The 19,471-nt window shown below is 72.0% G+C and carries 19 protein-coding genes; 9 read left to right on the top strand and 10 right to left on the bottom strand.

The features are described 5' to 3' along the window. Positions 1-311 precede the first annotated feature (311 nt). The 3 genes from ACY34I_RS04545 to ACY34I_RS04555 form a co-directional block, all read right to left on the bottom strand. Positions 312-1,631, bottom strand: a complete 1,320-nt coding sequence (locus ACY34I_RS04545; protein ID WP_462752727.1) for a hypothetical protein — start codon at positions 1,629-1,631, stop codon at positions 312-314. 131 nt (positions 1,632-1,762) lie between these two features. Beyond that, positions 1,763-1,975: a hypothetical protein gene (locus ACY34I_RS04550; protein ID WP_462752729.1), complete on the bottom strand. Its 213-nt coding sequence runs from the start codon at positions 1,973-1,975 to the stop codon at positions 1,763-1,765. Positions 1,976-2,120: 145 nt separating this feature from the next. After that, complete coding sequence (locus ACY34I_RS04555; protein WP_462752731.1) at positions 2,121-3,572, bottom strand: NYN domain-containing protein; 1,452 nt, start codon at positions 3,570-3,572, stop codon at positions 2,121-2,123. A 128-nt stretch (positions 3,573-3,700) separates the two neighbouring features. Here ACY34I_RS04555 and ACY34I_RS04560 point away from each other — a divergent pair, with 128 nt between their 5' ends. The 5 genes from ACY34I_RS04560 to ACY34I_RS04580 all read left to right on the top strand — a co-directional run bounded on the left by ACY34I_RS04560 (position 3,701) and on the right by ACY34I_RS04580 (position 9,236). Then, positions 3,701-5,458: a DEDD exonuclease domain-containing protein gene (locus ACY34I_RS04560; RefSeq protein WP_462752733.1), complete on the top strand. Its 1,758-nt coding sequence runs from the start codon at positions 3,701-3,703 to the stop codon at positions 5,456-5,458. Positions 5,459-5,585: 127 nt separating this feature from the next. Further along, the gene (locus ACY34I_RS04565; RefSeq protein ID WP_462752735.1) at positions 5,586-7,376 is read left to right on the top strand and encodes a RelA/SpoT family protein; all 1,791 of its coding nucleotides are present in this window, start codon (positions 5,586-5,588) and stop codon (positions 7,374-7,376) included. A gap of 48 nt (positions 7,377-7,424) precedes the next feature. Further along, on the top strand, positions 7,425-7,964 hold the full coding sequence (locus ACY34I_RS04570; RefSeq protein WP_462752737.1) for an NUDIX hydrolase: 540 nt from the start codon (positions 7,425-7,427) through the stop codon (positions 7,962-7,964). 71 nt (positions 7,965-8,035) lie between these two features. Then, the gene (locus ACY34I_RS04575; protein WP_462752994.1) at positions 8,036-8,896 is read left to right on the top strand and encodes a nucleotidyltransferase family protein; all 861 of its coding nucleotides are present in this window, start codon (positions 8,036-8,038) and stop codon (positions 8,894-8,896) included. A gap of 52 nt (positions 8,897-8,948) precedes the next feature. Beyond that, the gene (locus tag ACY34I_RS04580; protein WP_091122500.1) at positions 8,949-9,236 is read left to right on the top strand and encodes an Lrp/AsnC family transcriptional regulator; all 288 of its coding nucleotides are present in this window, start codon (positions 8,949-8,951) and stop codon (positions 9,234-9,236) included. Between the two features lie 64 nt (positions 9,237-9,300). Here the strand turns inward: ACY34I_RS04580 and ACY34I_RS04585 are convergent, their stop codons facing one another. From ACY34I_RS04585 to ctaE, 5 genes are all read right to left on the bottom strand, one after another. Further along, complete coding sequence (locus ACY34I_RS04585) at positions 9,301-9,999, bottom strand: DUF4142 domain-containing protein (RefSeq protein WP_462752739.1); 699 nt, start codon at positions 9,997-9,999, stop codon at positions 9,301-9,303. A gap of 207 nt (positions 10,000-10,206) precedes the next feature. Beyond that, the gene (gene qcrB / locus ACY34I_RS04590) at positions 10,207-11,832 is read right to left on the bottom strand and encodes a cytochrome bc1 complex cytochrome b subunit (protein WP_462752741.1); all 1,626 of its coding nucleotides are present in this window, start codon (positions 11,830-11,832) and stop codon (positions 10,207-10,209) included. Further along, positions 11,829-12,914, bottom strand: coding sequence for a cytochrome bc1 complex Rieske iron-sulfur subunit (gene qcrA, locus ACY34I_RS04595; RefSeq protein WP_462752743.1), 1,086 nt, complete (start codon positions 12,912-12,914; stop codon positions 11,829-11,831). The genes qcrB and qcrA overlap by 4 nt, the downstream gene beginning before the upstream one ends. Before the next feature lie 67 nt (positions 12,915-12,981). Further along, positions 12,982-13,815: a cytochrome bc1 complex diheme cytochrome c subunit gene (qcrC, locus tag ACY34I_RS04600; RefSeq protein WP_462752745.1), complete on the bottom strand. Its 834-nt coding sequence runs from the start codon at positions 13,813-13,815 to the stop codon at positions 12,982-12,984. A gap of 72 nt (positions 13,816-13,887) precedes the next feature. Then, positions 13,888-14,487 (bottom strand): aa3-type cytochrome oxidase subunit III, encoded by a 600-nt coding sequence (gene ctaE, locus ACY34I_RS04605; protein ID WP_148802134.1) that lies wholly within the window; start codon positions 14,485-14,487, stop codon positions 13,888-13,890. 108 nt (positions 14,488-14,595) lie between these two features. Between ctaE and ACY34I_RS04610 the strand changes: the two genes are divergently transcribed. From ACY34I_RS04610 to ACY34I_RS04625, 4 genes are all read left to right on the top strand, one after another. Further along, a complete protein-coding gene (locus tag ACY34I_RS04610; protein WP_462752748.1) occupies positions 14,596-15,549 on the top strand; it encodes a cytochrome c oxidase assembly protein in 954 nt (317 codons plus the stop codon). Between the two features lie 200 nt (positions 15,550-15,749). Further along, complete coding sequence (locus ACY34I_RS04615) at positions 15,750-16,148, top strand: hypothetical protein (RefSeq protein ID WP_462752750.1); 399 nt, start codon at positions 15,750-15,752, stop codon at positions 16,146-16,148. Positions 16,149-16,224: 76 nt separating this feature from the next. After that, entirely contained in the window at positions 16,225-17,271 is a 1,047-nt protein-coding gene (gene trpD / locus ACY34I_RS04620; RefSeq protein ID WP_462752752.1) for an anthranilate phosphoribosyltransferase, read from the top strand. 185 nt (positions 17,272-17,456) lie between these two features. After that, entirely contained in the window at positions 17,457-17,666 is a 210-nt protein-coding gene (locus ACY34I_RS04625; RefSeq protein WP_462752754.1) for a hypothetical protein, read from the top strand. Positions 17,667-17,958: 292 nt separating this feature from the next. Here ACY34I_RS04625 and ACY34I_RS04630 read toward each other — a convergent pair whose 3' ends face one another. Continuing rightward, positions 17,959-18,384 carry a cytochrome c oxidase subunit 4 gene (locus tag ACY34I_RS04630; RefSeq protein WP_462752756.1) on the bottom strand — a complete coding sequence of 142 codons (426 nt, stop codon included), beginning with the start codon at positions 18,382-18,384 and terminating at the stop codon, positions 17,959-17,961. Positions 18,385-18,394: 10 nt separating this feature from the next. Beyond that, a complete protein-coding gene (gene ctaC, locus ACY34I_RS04635; protein ID WP_264998388.1) occupies positions 18,395-19,366 on the bottom strand; it encodes an aa3-type cytochrome oxidase subunit II in 972 nt (323 codons plus the stop codon). Positions 19,367-19,471 lie beyond the last annotated feature (105 nt).

Raw genomic sequence — 19,471 nt, forward strand, 5'->3', positions numbered from 1 at the left:
GGGCACGCCACGGGCGGGCCACGAGCACGCCACGCGCGCCGCCGTCACGTCGTACCCGTGGCATCTGTCCCTCCTGCCCTGCCTGCCCGTGACCGCTCATCCGGTGACTCCTCTGATGCCTGAGGGCGTCAGCTTCTCAGACCGCAGCCGCAGCCTGACGGGCGAGGCCCACCCGGAGGATGTTGATGGCGCCGACCGGACCGGGATTAATGCCCGATATCGGGCTGTCCGCCCATATCTCTACCTGGCGGGAGCCCTGGGGGTGACCTCTTCTCGGGCGCAAGGATGAGGCGGCCGGGCCCCCGTCTGCTTCAGGCCGGGTTCTTGACGTCGGCGACGTAGACCGCCCCGCCCAGGCAGTCCTTGACCTCGTAACGCGGCGCCACCGTCCCGGTCCAGCGCAGGAATCCGCTCGTGCCGGTCGCGGCGGCCATGTTGATGAACCGGCAGCCCTCGTAGAAGATCTTGCCCGCGGTTGTCGGAGCCGATCCGGTCGCCACCGAGTGCGAGCCCATCAACTGGCAGTCGAGGTAGCGCACCATCGGCCCGCGATTGCCGTTGGCGTTGAACGCATAGACGTGTGGAACCGCGCTGGCGGCCCAACTCTTGAACGAATGCGCGGTGTCGTCGCAGGAGACGAAGGTGATCGTGCCCTTGTACCAGTTGGAGTCGATCACCTTGTGGCCCGTCCCGCGCACTTCGAAGCGGATTCCCTGGGCGTACAGGCGCATCACCGAATCCGCCCGGCTGGTTGCGTCCGCGGTGAGCTGGAAGAAGGTCCCGGCCGCCGCGGCGTCGGTCAGGATGTACGAGCCGCCGGTGAAGTTCATCGAGCCGCCCCGGATGTTCTTCACGAACACTCCGGACTGGAACTCGATCTTGCAGTCTCGGAACCAGAAGTTGAGGAACTGGTCCTGCTGGCTCGCGCTCGATGTCATGCCGATGACCAGGAAGGCGTCGGAGTAGGTGCCGCCCACCTGGCAGTGATCCCAGCCCATCTCACTGTTGAGGTTGGAGGTGGTGGTCGGGCCGTCCAGCCCGATGCCACGCTTCCACGATCCGCGCCACTCCACGTCGGTGTACCAGGTGTCCTGCACGCCGTAGGAGGCCGAGGAGTACGCGTAGCAGAAGCTCGATGTCGCGTTGGTGCTGGTGAACGTGAGGCCCGAAATGCGCACGTTCTTGTAGCGCTGGTAGTTCGTCCACAACGTCGTGTCATTGGTCGACGGCGAGTAGACGATACGGGACAGCCGCTTGCCGTACCCGGTGATCGCGATGCCGTCGATGATGCCGCCGTTGCCCGCGCCGTCCACGCTCGGCAGCAACGAGTCGGGCTGGGTCAGCAAGTATGTGCCCGGCGGGATGACCAGCACCTTCTTCGGGATCGCGCCGGAAATCGGGGCCGCTTGGAAGGAGGCGAGGACATCGGCGGCGGCCGCCCGGAACGCGGTGTCGCTCGGGGTTGCGCCGGTGGGGTCCGCGCCCTTGCTGATGACGTCGACGCTGTACGGATCGTCGCCCGCCCCGGCCGCGTACGCCGGGCCGCCGGCCGCCAGCGCGCCGGCCGTGACACCCGCCCCGACCGTCGCGGCCCCGCGTAGCAGTGATCGTCGGTCGTGTCCGCCTGGCATCGCACATACCTCCCCCGGTGCCCCCTGTAAACGATTTCAAATCCGACCATAAATCCGATGTGGACGCAATGGCGGCACTAGTCCGGCCGGGGTAAGCAGTCAGCGTACGTAGTCTGGGCCCACGATGTGCCCTAGGCGACGCGACGGCCAGCGGTGCGCGGCCGGGCGGCCGGCTCAGCCGGCAGCACCTCGACGTCGAACCCGGCCCGGGCGAACACCTCGATCGCCCGCCGCTCGGCGGCACCGAGGGCTGCTCCGGCCGGGTCGGCCTCGAGCAGCGCGGTCACCAGGCAGCCGGCGCAGCCCGCGCCGCGAATCCGGCATCTGTCGCAGTCGATCAGCATCCGTCCTCCTGACGCGCGGCGTCGGCGGCGGGCGGGGGACGTCACCGTCGCCCACCGGCCACCTTCGGTCACCGTGACGCTACGGCAGGGGTGTGACAGAACCGGACAACGAGGCAGCAGCCGCCTCGAACCCGATCATCAAGCGTCAGGACCGGGCGAGTCGCCGCAGCAGCGAGTCGGCGCCCAGCGGGTACGCACCGTGCCGGCGTACCCCGTCGGCGACCTCGCGGTCGGAGGAGACCACCACCACCGGCCGGCCCGGCGGCTCGGCGCGGACCAGCCGGCGGATCAGCTCGTCCGCGGTCTCCCCCTTGCGGGAGAAGAGCACCCGCACCCCGCGCGGCGCCGGCGGCAGCCCGTGGATCCGCTCCGCGCCGTCGAAGACCACGGTGACCTCGTCCCCGGTCTGCGCGGCGATCCCGCCCAGCCCGCTGATCAACCGCTTGCGCTGCTGCTCCAGTGACATCTCGCCGAAGCCGCGCTTGGTGACGTTGTAGCCGTCCACCACGAGGTGCGCCTTGGGCAGAGCGAGCAACTGGTCCAGCCGGGCCGGGTCGTCGGTGTCCCGGGCGCGGGCCGCCGCACCGGCCGGGGTGGCCGCCGCCTGGTCGGCGAAGGCGTCCGCGACGAAGTCCGCGGGCAGCTTGTCCACCGGGTCGAGGGCCAGCTCGCGCCGCAGCCCGACCGCCGCCTGCCCGATGGTCTCCAGCAGCAGCCACAGCTTCGCGTCGTCGACCGAACGGGCCTCCTTGGCGGTGGCCCTGGCCACCCCCGCCGCGGCCTCCGCCTCGGCCAGCCGGGCCCGAACCCGACGCAGCTCGGCGTCCGCGTCGGCCGCCGCCCGGGCCGCCCGGCCCCGCTCGGTGGCGAGCAGCTCGCTGGCCCTGCGTTCCCGGGCCTGGGTCTCCCGCAGCGCCCGGGCCAGCTGGCGGGCCTCCTCGCGGAGCTGCCCCAGCTCCTCGCGGACCCGGGCGAGCTCGTCGCGCAGCTTCTCCGCCTCCACCCGGGCCACGGCCCGGTCGTGCTCGGCGCGGGTGGCCCGCTGCTCGGCCTCCCGGACCAGCTCGGCCACCACCGCGCTGTCCGCCTCGGCGCGCACCGCCGCGCCGCTCGCCTCGATCAGGTCCCGCCAGCCGCGCGGCCGGGCCAGGTAGGCCAGGGCGGCCACCTCGACCGGGTCGGCGGCGGCCGGGGCGGTCCCCTCCACCACGGCCGTGCCGAGATCGCCGGCGTCGGCCAGCACCCGCGCGGTGACCCGCTGCCGGAACAGCGGGTCGGCGGTGAGCTGGGCGGCGATGGCCGGGGCGCCCAGGCGGGCCCGCCGGTTGGGGGCGAACTTGGCGATCCGGCGCAGCGGGACGGGCACCTCGTCGGCAGGCAGCCCGGGCAGCACGGCGGCGGTGAGCGCCACAATCCGCTGCCGGACCGGCTCGGGCAGGCTGGGCTCCGGCTCGGGCGGTGCCCCCTGACCGGCGTGGGCCCCGCCGACGTCCGCGGTGGCCGGGTCCGGCGCGTCCGGGTCCTCACCGGCGGCGTGCACGGCGGCCACCAGCTCCTCCTCGGAGGAGTGGTCGTCGTACGGCTCGGTGAGGGGCATGTGGCAAGTCTCCCACCGCGGACGGGCTCACCGCCCGGTGAGTGAGCCGATCTCTCATCCTAAGCCCCGTGGTGACGCCTGGGGCCGGAGGGACGGGAGTGTCGGACCCGGCCGCTAGCGTGCCCCGGGTGACGCGAGCGGAGTACGTCCAGGAGGCGCTGGCCGGCCTGGACCGGGCGGCGGGCTCGGGGGTCGACCCCGCGCTGCCGCTCTACGCGACCACCTTCGTGGTGGTCGACCTGGAGACCACCGGCGGCGCGCCGGACGGCGGCGGGATCACCGAGATCGGCGCGGTGAAGGTCCGCGGCGGCGAGGAGCTGGGTGTGCTCGCCACCCTGGTCAACCCGGGGGCGCCGATCCCGCCGTTCATCACCGTGCTGACCGGCATCACCCAGGCCATGGTGCTCCCCGCCCCGCCGATCGAGCAGGTGCTGCCGAGCTTCCTGGAGTTCATCTCCGACGCCGTGCTGGTCGCCCACAACGCCCCGTACGACGTCGGCTTCCTCAAGGCGGCCTGCGCGAAGCACGGCTACCGCTGGCCCAACCCGCGGGTGCTGGACACCGCGGCGCTGGCCCGGCGGGTGCTCACCCGCGACGAGGTGCCCAACCGCAGGCTGGGCACCCTCGCGGCCTACTTCCGCACCGCCACCCAGCCGACCCACCGCGCACTGGACGACGCCAAGGCCACCGTCGACGTGCTGCACGGGCTGATCGGGCGGCTCGGCGGGCACCGGGTCGACACCATCGGCGAGGCGATCGAGTTCGCCCGGGCGGTCACCCCCACCCAGCGCCGCAAGCGGCACCTCGCCGACGGGCTGCCGAAGGTGCCCGGGGTCTACATCTTCCGGGCCGCCGACGACCGGCCGCTCTACGTCGGCACCTCCGGCGACATCGCCACCCGGGTCCGCAGCTACTTCACCGCCGCCGAGAAGCGGGCCCGGATCTCCGAGATGCTGGCCGCCGCCGAGCGGGTCGAGGCCGTGGAGTGCGCCCACTCGCTGGAGGCCGAGGTCCGCGAGCTGCGGCTGATCGCCGCGCACGCGCCGCCGTACAACCGGCGCTCGAAGTACCCGGAACGGCAGGTCTGGCTGAAGCTCACCGACGAGGCGTACCCCCGGCTGTCCATCGTGCGCGACCTCGCCCCCACCGACACCGCCTACCTGGGCCCCTTCCGCTCGAAGCAGGCCGCCGAGCTGGCCGCCGCCGGCTTCCACGACGCCGTGCCGCTGCGCCAGTGCACGCACCGGCTCTCCCGGCGCACCACCATGCCGGCCTGCGCGCTGGCCGAGCTGGGTCGCTGCCCGGCACCCTGCGAGCACCGGATCACCCCGGAGGAATACGACCACCGCGCCGCCACCCCGTTCCGGACCGCCACCACCAGCGACCCGCAGGTGGTGGTGGACGCCCTGCTCGCCCGGATCGAGGTTCTCTCCCGTGCCCAGCGATACGAGGAGGCCGCAGTGGTCCGCGGCCGGCTGACCGCGGTGCTGCGCGCGGCGGTACGGATGCAACGCCTGGCCGCGCTGACCGGCATCACCGAGCTGGCCGCCGCCCGCCCGGCCGCCCGCGGCGGCTGGGAGCTGGCCCTGGTCCGGTACGGCCGGCTCGCCGGCGCCGGCGTCTCCCCGCCGGGTGTCCATCCGCGACCGACCATCAACACGATCCGGGCCACCGCCGAGACCGTCCTGCCCGGCCACGGTCCGGTGCCCCGGGCCTCCGCCGAGGAGACCGAACGCATCCTGTCCTGGTTGGAGCGACCGGAGACCCGGCTGGTGGAAATCTCCTCCGGCTGGGCGTCACCGATCACCGGCGCGGGCCGGTTCCGTGACCTGCTGACCAAGGCGGAGAACGGGGCATCCCATCAACTCTCGACCGAACGCCCATGACCAACTGTCCGATCGGATGACGTCACCTCCCTTAGTCTGTTAGAGAAGTGCAGTCCTGCCCGTTTCGCGGGCCTGCTCCCGGTCGCCGGTCCCGGCGACCCGGGGCCGGGGTGAGGAGGTGTCCCAGGTGGACGTCGACGCCGGACACGGCGCCGCCCTGGGCGGCGCGCTTCCGACCCAGCCCGGGGAGCTGCCGCTGACCCGCCGGCTGCGCTCCCTGCTCACCTGGCCCACCACCGACAGCGACCCGGTCACCGCGCTGGTCCGCGCCCATCGCGGCATCCACGCCAGCGCCGACGCCTCGGTGCTCCGGCGGGCGTACACCATCGCCGAGAACATGCACCGCGGCCAGTTCCGCAAGAGCGGCGAGCCGTACATCACCCATCCGCTGGCGGTCGCCCAGATCTGCGCGGACCTCGGGATGGACACCATCACCCTGGTCGCCTCGCTGCTGCACGACACCGTGGAGGACACCCGCTACACCCTCCAGGCGCTGCAGGAGGACTTCGGCCGCGAGGTGGCCCACCTGGTCGACGGGGTGACCAAGTTCGACAAGGCGTTCTACGGCAAGGCCGCCGAGGCGGAGACGGTCCGCAAGATGATCGTCGCGGCCGGCAAGGACGTCCGGGTGCTGATCATCAAGCTGGCCGACCGGCTGCACAACATGCGCACCCTCGGCGTACGCTCCGCCGCCTCCCGGGAACGCATCGCCCGCAAGACCCAGGAGGTGCTCGTCCCGCTCTGCGACCGGCTGGGCATCCAGACCCTCAAACGCGAGCTGGACGACGTGGTGCTGCTGCATCTGCAGCCGGAGGAGCACGCCCGGATCGCCCGGCACGTGCACGACCGGCCGGGCTGGGACGCGTACCTCGACGACGTGGTGGCGAAGACCAGGGTCGCGTTGCGCCGCAGCCGGGTCGACGCGGAGGTCTCCCCCCGCCCCCGGCACCTCTACTCGATCTGGAAGGACACCGTGGCCGGCGGCCACACCGCCCCGTACGACCTGCCCCGCATCGCCATCGTGGTGGACGGCCCGGCCACCGACTGTTACGCGGCGCTCGGCGCGGTGCACGGGCTCTGGCGGCCGGTGCCGGGCCGCTTCAAGGACTTCATCGCCTCCCCCAAGAACAACCTCTACCGCTCGCTGCACACCAGCGTCTGCGGCCCGCAGGACCGGACGGTCGAGGTGCTGATCCGCACCGCGGAGATGCACCGCTCCGCCGAGTACGGCATCGCCGCCCACTACCGCTTCCCCCGGGCCACCGGGCGCGCCGCCGACCGGGCGGACGAGCTGGCCTGGCTGCGCCGGGTGCTCGACTGGGAGCAGGAGACGGTCGACCCGATGCAGTTCATGGAGTCGTTGCGCTGCGACCTGGCGGAGGCGCAGATCCAGGTGGTCGCCGACGGGCGGCAGATCGTCCTGCCGGCCGGCGCCAGCCCGGTCGACCTCGCGTACGAGCTGGGCCGGGAGCGGGGCGACCACTGCCTGGCCGCGCGGATCAACGGACGGCTGGCCCCGCTCTCCTCCGAGCTGGAGGACGGCGACGTCGTGGAGATCTTCACCGAGAGCGACGCGGAGAGCGGCTTCGAGGCCGACGTCGCGCCGCGCGGACCGCGCCGGGAGTGGCTGCGCTTCGTGAAGTCGCCGCACGCCCAGATGCAGATCAGCCGCTGGTTCGCCGAGCACACCGAGCCGGGCATCTCGATCGCCGACAAGGTACGCCTCGGCCGGGCCAGCATCGGCCTGGCGCTGCGCCAGCACGACCGGGGGCTGGCCAGCGACCTGCCGCTGCTGCGACTCTCCGAGGAACTGGGCTACCCCGACCTGGAGACCATGCTGGTGGCGGTCTTCGACCGGGCCGTCGAGCCGGACACGGTGGTCCAGCAACTCATCGATCTGGTCGACCACCGGCAGTAGGTGAACGCCGCTCATCCGGCGGGGCCGCCCGGCCACTAGCCTGGAGGCATGATCCCCCGCGCGCGTGCCACCGGACGGGCCATCGGCTACCAGCTCTTCTATCGTCTCCCCGTCCCGCTGCGCCGTCGGCTGGTACGTCTCGCCGTGCCGAAATACATCGTCGGTGCCGTCACGCTGGTCCGGGACGCCGAGGCCGACGGCGTGGGGCGGATCCTGCTGCTGCGCCAGCCGCCCGGCTACAGCTGGACCCTCCCGGCGGGCCTGCTACAGCGCGGCGAGGCTCCGGTGGTCGGCGCGGCCCGCGAGCTGTACGAGGAGTCGGGCATCCGGCTCTCCCCCGACCGGCTCCGCCCCGCCGTCCCGAACGCCGTGGTGCACGCCAAGGGCTGGGTGGACGTGGTCTTCGAGACCGAGGTGCCGGCCTCGACCACGGAGCTGACCGTGGACGGGGCCGAGGTCTTCGAGGCGGCCTGGCACCCGCTGGACGACCTGCCGCGGCTGAGCCGCGCGACCGCCAACCTGCTCGGCCACTACGGCATCGGCCCGCGTGCCGGCGAGGTCCCGCCGGCGGCGCCGCCGGCCGCGTGACCGGCCCGCGTCCCGGCCCCACCGGGGCGGCCGCTCCGACCGGCGCGACGGGTGCCGGCTGGCGTGCCGCGGTGGACGTCTGCGCGGTGGTGCTCGCCGCGGGTGAGGGCACCCGGCTGCGCCCGCTCACCGAGCGGCTGCCCAAGGCGCTCTGCCCGGTCGGCAACGTGCCGCTGCTGGACCGAGCCCTCGACCGGCTGGCCGCGCTGGGCCTGGCCGGCCCGGAGCGGGTCGCGGTGAACGCCTGCTACCTGGGCGACCAGGTGGTCGCGCACGTGGGCGGGCGGGCGCACCTGTCGGTCGAGCCGGGCGCCCCGCTGGGCACCGCGGGTGGGCTGGGCCGGCTGCGGGACTGGATCGCCGGGCGGGGCGTGCTGGTCGGCAACGCCGACGCGTACCTGGCCGACCCGGACGCCCCGCCGGGGCCGGACGTCGCGGCGCTGCTGGACGGCTGGGACGGGCGGAGCGTACGCCTGCTCGGCCAGCCCGCCGCGGACCCGGCGGCCCCCGGCACGTTCAGCGGCCACGTGTTCGTCGGGTTCTCGCTGCTGCCTTGGCGGCTGGTCCGCGACCTGCCGGCCACCTTCGGGGACCTGGTCCGGGCCGTGTGGCGGCCGGCGGAGGCCGCCGGCGCGCTGACCGTGGTGCCCTACCGGGGCACCTTCTACGACACCGGCACCCCGGCCGACTACCTGGCGGCGAACCTGCACGCGGCCGGCGACGGCAGCCTGCTCGACCCGAGCGCCACGGTCACCGGGCGGGTGGTGCGGTCGGTGGTCGGCCCGGGCGCGGTGGTCCGGGGCACGGCCACCCGGGCGGTGGTCTGGCCCGGGGCGACGGTCGGCCCGGACGAACGGCTCACCGAGGCGATCCGCGCCGGCACGGACCTGACCGTCCCGGCCGGCGGGATCCCCGAGCCGGGGACGGCCTGACCGGACGAGCCTCTAGCATGGGCCACGACGTCGACGAACGGAGAAATGTCCCGTGATCACCGCGATCGTGCTGATCGACTGCGCCACCGACTCCATTCCCGAGGTGGCCGAGACCCTGGCCAACCTCCCCGGCGTCAGCGAGGTCTACTCGGTGGCCGGCCACGTCGACCTGATCGCCATGGTCCGGGTCCGCGAGTTCGAGCAGATCGCCCAGGTCATCGCGGGCAGCATCTCCAAGGTTCCCGGGGTGATCAACACCGAGTCGCACATCGCGTTCCGGGCGTACTCCCAGCACGACCTGGAGGAGGCGTTCGCGATCGGCCTGGCGAACGCCGACTAGGGCCCGTACGCCGGGTGGCCGGCCCACCCCGTGGGGCGGACCGGCCACCGTCGGCCGTACGGCGTCAGCTGGTGCCGGGCGCCGGGGTTTCCGTGGTGCCCGGGGCCGGGGTCTCCGTGGTGCCCGGGGCCGGCGTCTCGGTGCTCGTGCCGCCCGGAGCCGGGGACTCGGTGCCACCCGGACCCGTCGTCGCGCTGCCGCCCGGGCTGGGCGTGCCGCTGGCGCTGGTCTGCGGGACCGGGATGCCCAGGGTCTGGGCCAGGGCCGTCAGCGCGTCGAGGTGCGCCTGGAGCACCGGCAGCGCGTCCTGGGCCACGGTGATCACCGACTGCTCGGACCCCTGCGAGATCTCGGTCTGGGTCGCCTGGATGGCCTGGACGTGGCCGGCCAGCTCGGCGGTCACCCACGCCTTGTCGAACGCGGCGCCGCTGAGCGTGTTCAGGTGGTCGAGGACCTTCTGCTGGTCGGCGGTCGGGTTGTTCGGCAGCTGCACGTTCAGCTGCTGCGCGGTGGATTTCACCGTCTGGTCCAGCTGGGTGTGGTCCGTCACGAACTGCTTGCCCAGGTCCTTGACCTGCGCGTTCTGGCCCTTCTGCTGGGCCAGGTTGCCCGAGGTGATCTCGAACAGGTTGACCTGGTGCAGCGCCTGCAGGTACTGGGTGTCCTGCGTCGACGGCTGCGCCGCGGCCTGCGCCGCCGCCGCGGGCGCCAGCCCGACCACCACCATGGCGGCGAGCAGTCCGAGGCGTTTGATACCCAACATGTTTCCCCCCCTTTTTCGTTGGACCGCACGGATACCCGGCTGACCGGGGTTATTCCTGCGATTCCACCCGTCCGTGTCAGGGGGTGGCGGGCCGCCGGAGCGGGAGCGTCCGGCACGCGGCGGGCGGGACGGGACGCCCGGCCCGGAAACGGCCGTGGCGCCCGCCGGGAATCCGGCGGGCGCCACGGTCAGTCGTGCGCGGGCGGGTCAGCGGCGGCTCTCGCCGCTGGTGATCTCCTCCCGCTCCGGTCGGGTCTCGACCGGCGGGTGCCCGGGCGAGACCGGTGCCTCGGCCGGCCTCTCGATCGGGTAGAAGAAGCCCCGGATGGCCGGGCCCAGGGCACCGAGCCGGTTCATCTTCTTCGGGACCACCCAGCCGACGTAGTCCAGCGCGCCGTGTCCGTCGTGGTCGGCCTCGCTGAGCGGCTGGTGCACCTCGACGAACCGGCCGTCCGGCAGCCGCTTGATGATGCCGGTCTCCACGCCGTGGGCCAGCACCTCCCGGTCGTGCTGCTGGAGGCCCAGGCAGATCCGGTAGGTGAAGTAGTAGGCCAGCGGCGGGAGGATCAGCAGACCGACCCGGCCCGCCCAGGTCATCGCGTTCAAGCTGATGTGGAACTTGTCGGCGATGACGTCGTTGCCGCCGGAGAGGGTCAGCACGATGAAGAAGGCCACGGCCATCGCGCCCGCCGCGGTCCGGGCCGGTACGTCCCGGGGCCGCTGGAGCAGGTTGTGGTGACGGTAGTCCTTCAGGCGGCGGGCCTCCAGGAACGGGTACAGGAGCGACAGGGCCACCAGGATGCCGGGCAGGACGACCGTCGGCCAGAACAGCGGCGGGATGACGTACCCGTCGCCGATCGGGATGTTGATCTCCCAGGCCGGCATCAGTCGGGTCGAGCCGTCGAGGAACATGACGTACCAGTCGGGCTGGCTGGCGGCCGAGACCACCCACGCCTCGTACGGGCCGAAGTACCAGATCGGGTTGATCTGGAACAGACCACCCATCAGCGCGATCACGCCGAAGACGACCATGAAGAAGCCGCCCTGCTTGAGCGCGTAGCGCGGGAACATCCGCTCGCCGACCACGTTCTCGTTGGTCCGGCCGGGGCCGGGCCACTGGGTGTGCTTCTGCTTGAAGACCAGGCCCAGGTGGGCGCTGATCAGGGCCAGCAGCAGACCCGGGATGAGCAGCACGTGGGCGATGAAGAACCGGCTGATGATGATGGTGCCGGGGAACTCCCCGCCGAAGATCGACGAGGTGACCCAGGAGCCGATCACCGGAATCGACAGCATGATGCCGGAGGCGATCCGCAGACCGGTGCCGGAGAGGCCGTCGTCCGGCAGCGAGTAGCCGGTGAAGCCGGCCAGGAAGCCGACCCAGAACAGCAGCGAGCCGATGATCCAGTTCGTCTCACGCGGCTTGCGGAACGCGCCGGTGAAGAAGACCCGCAGCATGTGCACCACGATCGAGGCCATGAACAGCAGGGCCGCCCAGTGGTGCATCTGCCGCATGATCAGGCCGCCCCGAACGTCGAACGACAGGTTCAGGCTGGAGGCGTACGCGGCCGACATCGGGGTGCCCCGCAGCGGGGCGTAGCTGCCGTTGTAGATGACCTCGGTCATCGCCGGCTCGAAGAAGAAGGTCAGGAAGACACCGGTCAGGATCAGGATGATGAACGAGAAGAGCGCGATCTCGCCCAGCAGGAACGACCAGTGGTCCGGGAAGACCTTGTTCAGCAGCTTCCGCAGCGGGGTGGCCGCCTGGAAGCGGTCGTCCAGCGCGCCCGCGGTCTTGGCGGGCACCGCGGCTACGTCAAACTTTCGGCGCTTCATGGCCGCTCCCAGAAGTCGGGACCGATGGTTTCGGTGTAGTCGGACCTCGCCACGAAGAAGCCCTCCCCGTCCACCTCGATCGGCAGCTGCGGCAGCCGCCGGCTGGCCGGCCCGAAGACCGGCTTGGCGTTGTCGGTGATGAGGAACTGCGACTGGTGGCACGGGCAGAGCAGCCGGTTGGTCTGCTGCTCGTAGAGGCTGGCCGGGCAACCGGCGTGCGTGCAGATCTTGGAGAACGCCGCGTAGTTGCCCCACATGAAGTCGCCGTGGCCGATCCGCGCGTTGTTGGCCCGCGACTTCTGCGCGTCCTCCTCACGCAGGTGGATCAGCAGGGTCGGCGAGTCGGCGTGCTTGTTGCTCACGCCGCCGTCGATGCCCGGGAAGACGGTGAGCTGGCCACCGGCGCTGATGTCCGCCGGGCGGATCGGCCGGCCGTCCTCGCGGACCAGCCGGATCTTCTTCCCGTTCTCCGGCTTGAAGCCGGTGGTGAACATCTGGTTGTTCTTGTGCGGGTCGGAGATCAGGCCACCGACCAGCGGCGCCGCGGCGACCGCGCCGACCGGCACCAGGCCGGCGAGCAGCGAGACGCCGAGCAGCGGCCGGCGCCGGACACCCATCTCGTCGGCCATGTAGAGCATCGTCTCGCCGGTGATCCGGCGATCCTCGGGCGAACCCGGCTGGTCGTGCCGGTCCTGGATCGAGACTTCCTTGGGCAGCAGCTTCTTGCCCCAGGTGAGGATGCCGAAGCCGATGCCGAGGAGCGCGATGCCGAGGGTCAGGCCGAGCAGCGGGGTGAAGTACTTGTCGCCGCCGCGGCCCGGCTCCCACTTCCAGGGCCATGCGATGTAGACCACGAGGAAGGTGACGCCGGCCACGAAGGTGATCCAGAACATCGTGGCGACCGTACGGGTCAGCCGGCGCTCCGCCTTGCTGCCGGGGACCACCTGCGGCTCGTAGTGGACGATCTCGATGTCGTCCCGCCGCGCGCCCTCCTGGACGATGTCGAACCGGGAGAGCCGCGGGTCGTTCACGTCGAGCGGCTCCCGGCCTGCCGGGGCCTGGTGCTCGGTGTGGGTGCTCATGCCGTCACCTCGCTACGGGTGGCGCCGGGGGTCGACGCCACAGCACTGAAACGAATGGTCCGCTCGGTCACGACTTGCCCGCAATCCACAGGCTCGTGAAGACCAGCGCGACGATGCCGACCAGGAAGGCCGCCAGACCCTCGGTCGACGGGCCGTACCGGCCCAGGTTGAAACCGCCCTGGTCCTGGGTGCCCTTCAGGTTCTCCTGGATGTAGGCGATGATGTCCGCCTTCTCCTGCGGGGAGATCTGGTTGTCCCCGAACACCGGCATGTTCTGCGGGCCGCTCAGCATCGCGGCGTAGATCTGCCGGTCGGTGGCCGGGTACAGGCTCGGCGCGTACTTGCCGGACGAGAGGGCACCGCCGCCGGCGCTGAACGCGTGGCACTGCGAGCAGTTGATCCGGAACAGCTCGCCGCCGGCGGCGAGGTCGGCGCCCTCGCGCAGGTTGCCCTGCGGGACCTCCGGACCGCCGCCCAGCTCCTGGATGTACTGGCCGAGCTGGCGCACCTGCTCGTCGGTGAACTGCGGCTTCTTCCGCGGGGCCTGGGCCTCCTGCCGGGCCATCGGCATCCGACCGCTGCTCACCTGGAACTCGACCGAGGCCGAACCGACGCCGACCAGGCTCGGACCACGCCCCGCGACGCCCTGGGCGTTGCGACCGTGACAGGTCACACAGCTCACGTCGAACAGCGCCTTGCCCTCGTTGGCGGCGGCGCTCAGGGGCGGGTTTTCCTGCGCCTGCACGCCCGGGGCGAAGAGGGTGTAGGCACCGCCGGCCAGCATCAGCGCGGCGGCCAGCCGGACCGCGGCACCCAGCCGGCGGCGGCCCCTGCTGCGCGCTACGGGCCGCCCGCGCAGCCGCGCGAGCAGACCGCGTCGGCGGTCGTTGTCAGAAGTCATGACCTGTGTCCTTAACCGGTTGGACCTTGTCTCAGGGGACGGAGCAGCGGCGCGGTACGTGACGCGCCAAGATCACTGAAGCCAGTAGATCATGGCGTAGAGCCCGATCCACACCACGTCGACGAAGTGCCAGTAGTAGGACACGACGATGGCCGACGTGGCCTGCGCCGGGGTGAACCGGCCCATGGTGGTGCGGATCATGAAAATGATGAAGGCGATCAGACCGCCGGTCACGTGCAGACCGTGGAAGCCGGTGGTCAGGTAGAACATCGACCCGTACCCGTCTGCGTTGATCTTGACGCCCTCGTGCACCAGGTTGCGGTACTCGTTCGCCTGGCCGAGCACGAAGATCAGGCCCATCACGAAGGTGATGGTGAACCACCGGCGGAGGGCGTGGACGTCACCCTTCTCGGCCGCGAAGACACCGAGCTGGCAGGTCACCGAGGACAACACCAGGATCACCGTGAAGGTGGTCGCGTAGGGGATGTTGAGAATCTCGGTGTGCTTCTCCCACTGCTCCGGCGCTGCCGCGCGGATCGAGAAGTACATCGCGAACAGCGCCGCGAAGAACATGAGTTCGCTGGAGAGCCACACGATCGTCCCGACACTGACCATGTTGGGGCGCGTCAGGGAGTGGATCCGGCTCTTGTCAATGGCTGGGGCCGCAGTCACGCGGTCATTATTGCCCTTGACCGGGACCGACGATCAGCGGGGTGGCAAACCTGTGCCATCAGTGGCCCGATCGAGGTCGTCCGCTTCGCCTGACCTACCCTGAAAAGCGTGCTGCACGTCGATCCGATCTTCGCCGCCACCTCGGGCGCTTCGTCGACCCTGGCCGCCGGGGGCGAGGGCGTACCGCCGCCCTTCACCGTCGCGCGGGTGTTCACCGAGACCCGGCTGGACAACTGGCTCGCCGTCGGGCTGGTGCTGGCCGCCGGCCTCTACCTCTACGGCGTATACCGGCTGCGGCTGCGCGGCGACCACTGGCCGGTGCTCCGCACGGTCTTCTTCCTCGGCCCGGGGCTGGGCGGCATCGCGGCGGTGACGGTCAGCGGGCTGGGGGCGTACGACACCACGCTGCTGTCGGTGCACATGGTGCAGCACATGGTGCTGTCCATGGTCGCGCCGATCTTCCTGGCGCTGGGCGCCCCGGTGACGCTCGCCCTGCGTACGCTGCCGGTGCGCCCGCGCAAGCGGCTGCTGGCGATCGTGCACAGCCGGATCGCGCGGATCTACACCTTCCCGCTGGTGGCGTTCGCCATCTTCGTGGTGAACCCGTTCGCGCTCTACTTCACCGACCTCTACCACTACACCCTGCAGCACGAGTGGGCGCACGAGCTGACCCACGCGCACTTCATCGCCACCGGGTGCGTGTTCTTCTGGCCGCTGCTCGGCCTCGACCCGCTGCCCGGCCGCTGGCCGCACCCGGCCCGGGCGCTGCTGATGCTGCTCTCCGTGCCGTTCCACACCGTGCTCGGGCTCACCATCATGCAGAGCACCACGCTGCTCGGCGGCGACTGGTACCCGTCGCTGCACCTGGCCTGGTCGGATCCGCGGAACGACCAGGTGGTCGCCGGCGGCGTCCTGTGGGCCGGCGGCGAGTTCGTCAGCGTCACCATGCTGGCCGTGCTGGTCGTCCAGTGGATCAAGCACTCCGAGCGCGAGGCCCGCCGGCTGGACCGCGAGCTCGACCGCCAGGAGGCCCGCGAGCGGGCCGCGGAGGCCACCGCCTGACTGCCCCGGCGGCAACTCCAGCGCGGCTGACGGCCATAATTCGGCCTCCGCGCCGCCAGGCGGCGCTCCGGACCGAATGAAGGCCGGCCCGACGCCGCGCCGGGACCGGGAGCCGTCGGCGGTACGCCCCCAAGGGCGGGCCGACCGGCCGGATGTGACGCCCGCTACGATCAGCGGGCAGCTACGAGGTGGGAGCCAGCGTGAGCGATCGTCTTTGCACCGTCCTGCTCTACAGCGACGACCCGAAGGTCCGTGACCGGATGCGACTCGCCGTCGGCACCCGGCCCGCGCCCGGGCTCGAGATCGAGTTCGTGGAGGCCGCCGACTACGCCGGGTGCGTCCGGCTGGTCGACGACTACGAGATCGACCTGCTTCTGCTGGACGGCGAGGCCACCCCGGGCGGCGGCCTCGGCATCGCCCGCCAGATCAGGGACGACCGGGACGACGCCCCGCCGACCTGCGTGGTGCTGGCCCGCGCCGCCGACCGCTGGCTGGCCGCGTACGCCGAGGTCGACGCCACGCTGACCCACCCGCTCGACCCGGTGACCACCGGCACCACCGTCGCCGAGCTGCTGCGGCGTACGCACGCCGCGGCCTGAGCGACCCTGCGGCGCCACGGCGACGAGGCCGTGGCGTCGTTCCATACCCGCTCTCACCCCGCACGGGAGGGCCGCCATGGGCGAACGCACCTGGCCGCTGCTGCTCAACGCGCTGCTGCGCGGCGAGGAGCTCTCCACCGCCGACACCGCCTGGGCGATGGACGAGATCATGACCGGCTCGGCCAGCCCCGCCCAGGTGGCCGGCTTCGTGGTGGCGCTGCGCGCCAAGGGTGAGACCCCCGCCGAGCTGGCCGGCCTGGTGCAGGCGATGCTCGGCCGGTCGGTCGAGGTCGAGCTCCCCGAGGAGATCCGGGCGACCGCCCTGGACGTGGTCGGCACCGGCGGCGACCTCGCGCACACGGTGAACATCTCCACGATGACCGCGCTGGTGGTGGCCGGGGCCGGCGTCCGGGTGGTCAAGCACGGCAACCGCGCCGCCTCCTCCTCGTGCGGCACCGCCGATCTGCTGGAGTACCTGGGCGTACCGCTGGACCTGGCCCCCGAGCAGGTGGCCCGGTGCGTGACCGAGGCCGGCATCGGCTTCTGCTTCGCGGGCCGCTTCCACCCGGGCATGCGCCACGCCGGCCCGGTACGCCGGGAGATCGGCGTGCCGACCGCGTTCAACTTCCTCGGCCCGCTGACCAACCCGGCCCGTCCCCGGGCCGGCGCGGTCGGCTGCTTCGACCTGCGGATGGCGCCGGTGATGGCGGCCGTCTTCGCGGCCCGCGGCGACTCGGTGGTGGTGATGCGCGGCGAGGACGGGCTGGACGAGTTCACCACCGCCGCGCCGACCCGCGTCTGGGTGGCCCAGCAGGGCACCGTCAGGGAGGCGCTGCTGGACGCGGCGGAGCTGGGGGTACCCCGGTCCACCCTGGCCGATCTGCGGGGCGGGGACGCCACGTACAACGCCGGGGTGGCCCGGCGGCTGCTGGCTGGCGAGACCGGCCCGGTCCGGGACGCGGTGCTGGTGAACGCCGCGGTGGCGCTGGCCACCCAGGGCCCGCTCGACGGCGACCTGCACGAGGCGCTGCGGGCCGGGATGGCCCGGGCGGCGGAGTCCGTCGACTCGGGTGCCGCCGCCGGCGTTTTGGACCGCTGGCTCGCGGTGGCCCGCTCCCTCTGACGCCCGGAATCCCGGGGGTTGTCGGACCCCGCTGGTACGCCTGGAGGCGTCCCGGGCCGGCACGCCGGGGCGGGCCCACGCCCGGAAGTGTCAGACCGGCGTGCCAAACTACACGGGAGTAATTTTCCGTTTTCCGCCCATGCGGGCACCGCCCCCGGCGGGCACCGGAACGAGAGGAGACGCCCGTGTCGGACCGCGAGCTCTACTGCGACATCTGCGAGGGCGTTGCGCTGTTCGAGGCTCCGCCCTGCGTCGACGCCCACGGCGCCGACTGCCCTGAGCTGGTGTGCACCGACTGCGGCGCGGCCGTGCTGATCGCCACGTTCGCCTTCCGCGCCCCGCGGCTGGAGCACCGCCGCCGCGGCTCCCGCCCGATCCACCGCCGCGCCGCCTGACCCGACGGCGGCTCCCTCGGCGCCAGGTCGCCGACGTGAGGATCCCGGGTGGCTGGACCCGCCAGGTCGGCGCAGCGGAGTCGATCAAGCACCGAGACTCGATGCTGGCGCAGCCGAACGGCAGCGCGCCCGGCACCCGGGCCGACCCCTACAGCGCGGACGGCGGGGAGACGCAGCCGGCGACCCCCGCCCACCGGGCTCGGTCCCGGGCGGGACCCGCCCGCACACCCCTGGACCTATGCGCCGAGGCCCGCGTCCCAACGGGACGCGGGCCTCGGGACGAGCCGTGAACTCAGTGCTCGGCGGTCCGCCGGGTGCCGGAGTAGTACTCGAAGAGCAGGCCGCAGGCGGCGAAGATCACCGCGACCAGGCCCACGCCCAGCAGCCACATCTGCCAGTAGACCAGCCCCAGGCCGGCGATCGACGCGGCCAGGGCCAGGCCGAACGGCCAGTAGCTGCCCGGGCTGAAGAAGCCGACCTCACCCGCGCCGTCGGCGACCTCCGCGTCCGGCCGGTCCTCGGGGCGCAGGTCGATCCGGCGGGAGACGAACCAGAAGAAGCCACCGCACATCGAGCAGAGCAGGAACGACAGCAGCAGCGCCACCGTGCCGACCCACTCGACCCGACCGCCCGTGCCGTTGGTCCAGGCACCGTAGAGGATGCTGACGCCGAGGAGGAACGCCCCGACGGTCAGGAAGATCTTCCACTCGGTCTTCATGCCGGCCCTCTCACCTTCTCGTGCCGGCGGTCTCGCCGCTCGGGTTGAAGTTGTTCTTGTCGCGCCGGGTGTCGAACGGCTCGGTCGTCTCGGCGTACGGCTTCTGGCCGATGGCCTGCAGCGCCTCCTGGGTCGACTTGCCGGCCTTCTTGGCCGCCAGGAACTGCTCGTACTTGTCGGGCGAGACGACCCGCAGCTCGAAGTTCATGAAGGCGTGGTAGGTGCCGCACAGCTCGGCGCAGCGGCCCACGTACGCGCCCTCCTGGTCGAGGCTGCTGACCTCGAAGACGTTCCGGACGTTGCCCGGGAAGACGTCCCGCTTGAACAGCAGCTCCGGCACCCAGAAGGAGTGCACGACGTCGCGGCTCTGCTCCTCGAACCGGATCGACTTGCCGGTCGGCAGCACCAGCACCGGGATGACCTCGCTGGTGCCGAGGACCGAGGCGACGGTGTTGGCGTCGCGGCCCTGGCCGTCGCGGTAGTTGAACTGCCAGTTCCACTTGAAGGCGACGACCTCGACCGTGACGTCCGGGTTCTTCGACGTCTTGTCCACGTCGGTCTGCACGATCGCCGTGTAGTAGAAGAGCACCGAGACGACCAGGATCGGCGCGATCGTGTAGAGGAACTCCATCGGCATGTTGTAGCGGGTCTGCACCGGCAGCGCGTTGCCCCGCTTCCGGTAGCGGATCACGCACCAGAAGATCAGGCCCCAGACGAAGACGCCGACCGCCAGGGCCGCGATGCAGGACGCGATCCACAGGTCGTACATCCGGTGCGACTCGGGGGTGATACCGCCCTGCGGCCACCCGAAGCCGGCGAACGTCTTGCCGACGTCGCAGCCGGTGAGCAGCACCAGCAGCGCGGCTCCGCCGAGACCGAGCCCGGCGAGCCGACCAGCACCACGCCGCCGGTGCCCACCGGCTCCCGGGGAAGCGCTGTGCCGTACGGCCGACGACCGTACCTCCGAACTCCTTGCGACCACCTGGTCCTGCCTCCCTAGCGCGCCGCGGTGGGGGTTTCTCTCCATACCGACGGCAAAGGCGTCACCGACGGTCGCAGATTACTCGACCATGACGGGCCTGACCGT

It is taken from the genome of Micromonospora sp. RTBAU3-60 (assembly GCF_054963695.1).

Excerpts from the sequence above, each read along its gene's own strand:
- ACY34I_RS04545 (WP_462752727.1), bottom strand. The coding sequence starts at position 1,631 with ATGCCAGGCGGACACGACCGACGATCACTGCTACGCGGGGCCGCGACG.
- ACY34I_RS04550 (WP_462752729.1), bottom strand. The coding sequence starts at position 1,975 with ATGCTGATCGACTGCGACAGATGCCGGATTCGCGGCGCGGGCTGCGCC.
- ACY34I_RS04555 (WP_462752731.1), bottom strand. The coding sequence starts at position 3,572 with ATGCCCCTCACCGAGCCGTACGACGACCACTCCTCCGAGGAGGAGCTG.
- ACY34I_RS04570 (WP_462752737.1), top strand. The coding sequence starts at position 7,425 with ATGATCCCCCGCGCGCGTGCCACCGGACGGGCCATCGGCTACCAGCTC.
- ACY34I_RS04585 (WP_462752739.1), bottom strand. The coding sequence starts at position 9,999 with ATGTTGGGTATCAAACGCCTCGGACTGCTCGCCGCCATGGTGGTGGTC.
- qcrB (WP_462752741.1), bottom strand. The coding sequence starts at position 11,832 with ATGAAGCGCCGAAAGTTTGACGTAGCCGCGGTGCCCGCCAAGACCGCG.
- qcrA (WP_462752743.1), bottom strand. The coding sequence starts at position 12,914 with ATGAGCACCCACACCGAGCACCAGGCCCCGGCAGGCCGGGAGCCGCTC.
- qcrC (WP_462752745.1), bottom strand. The coding sequence starts at position 13,815 with ATGACTTCTGACAACGACCGCCGACGCGGTCTGCTCGCGCGGCTGCGC.
- trpD (WP_462752752.1), top strand. The coding sequence starts at position 16,225 with ATGGGCGAACGCACCTGGCCGCTGCTGCTCAACGCGCTGCTGCGCGGC.
- ACY34I_RS04630 (WP_462752756.1), bottom strand. The coding sequence starts at position 18,384 with ATGAAGACCGAGTGGAAGATCTTCCTGACCGTCGGGGCGTTCCTCCTC.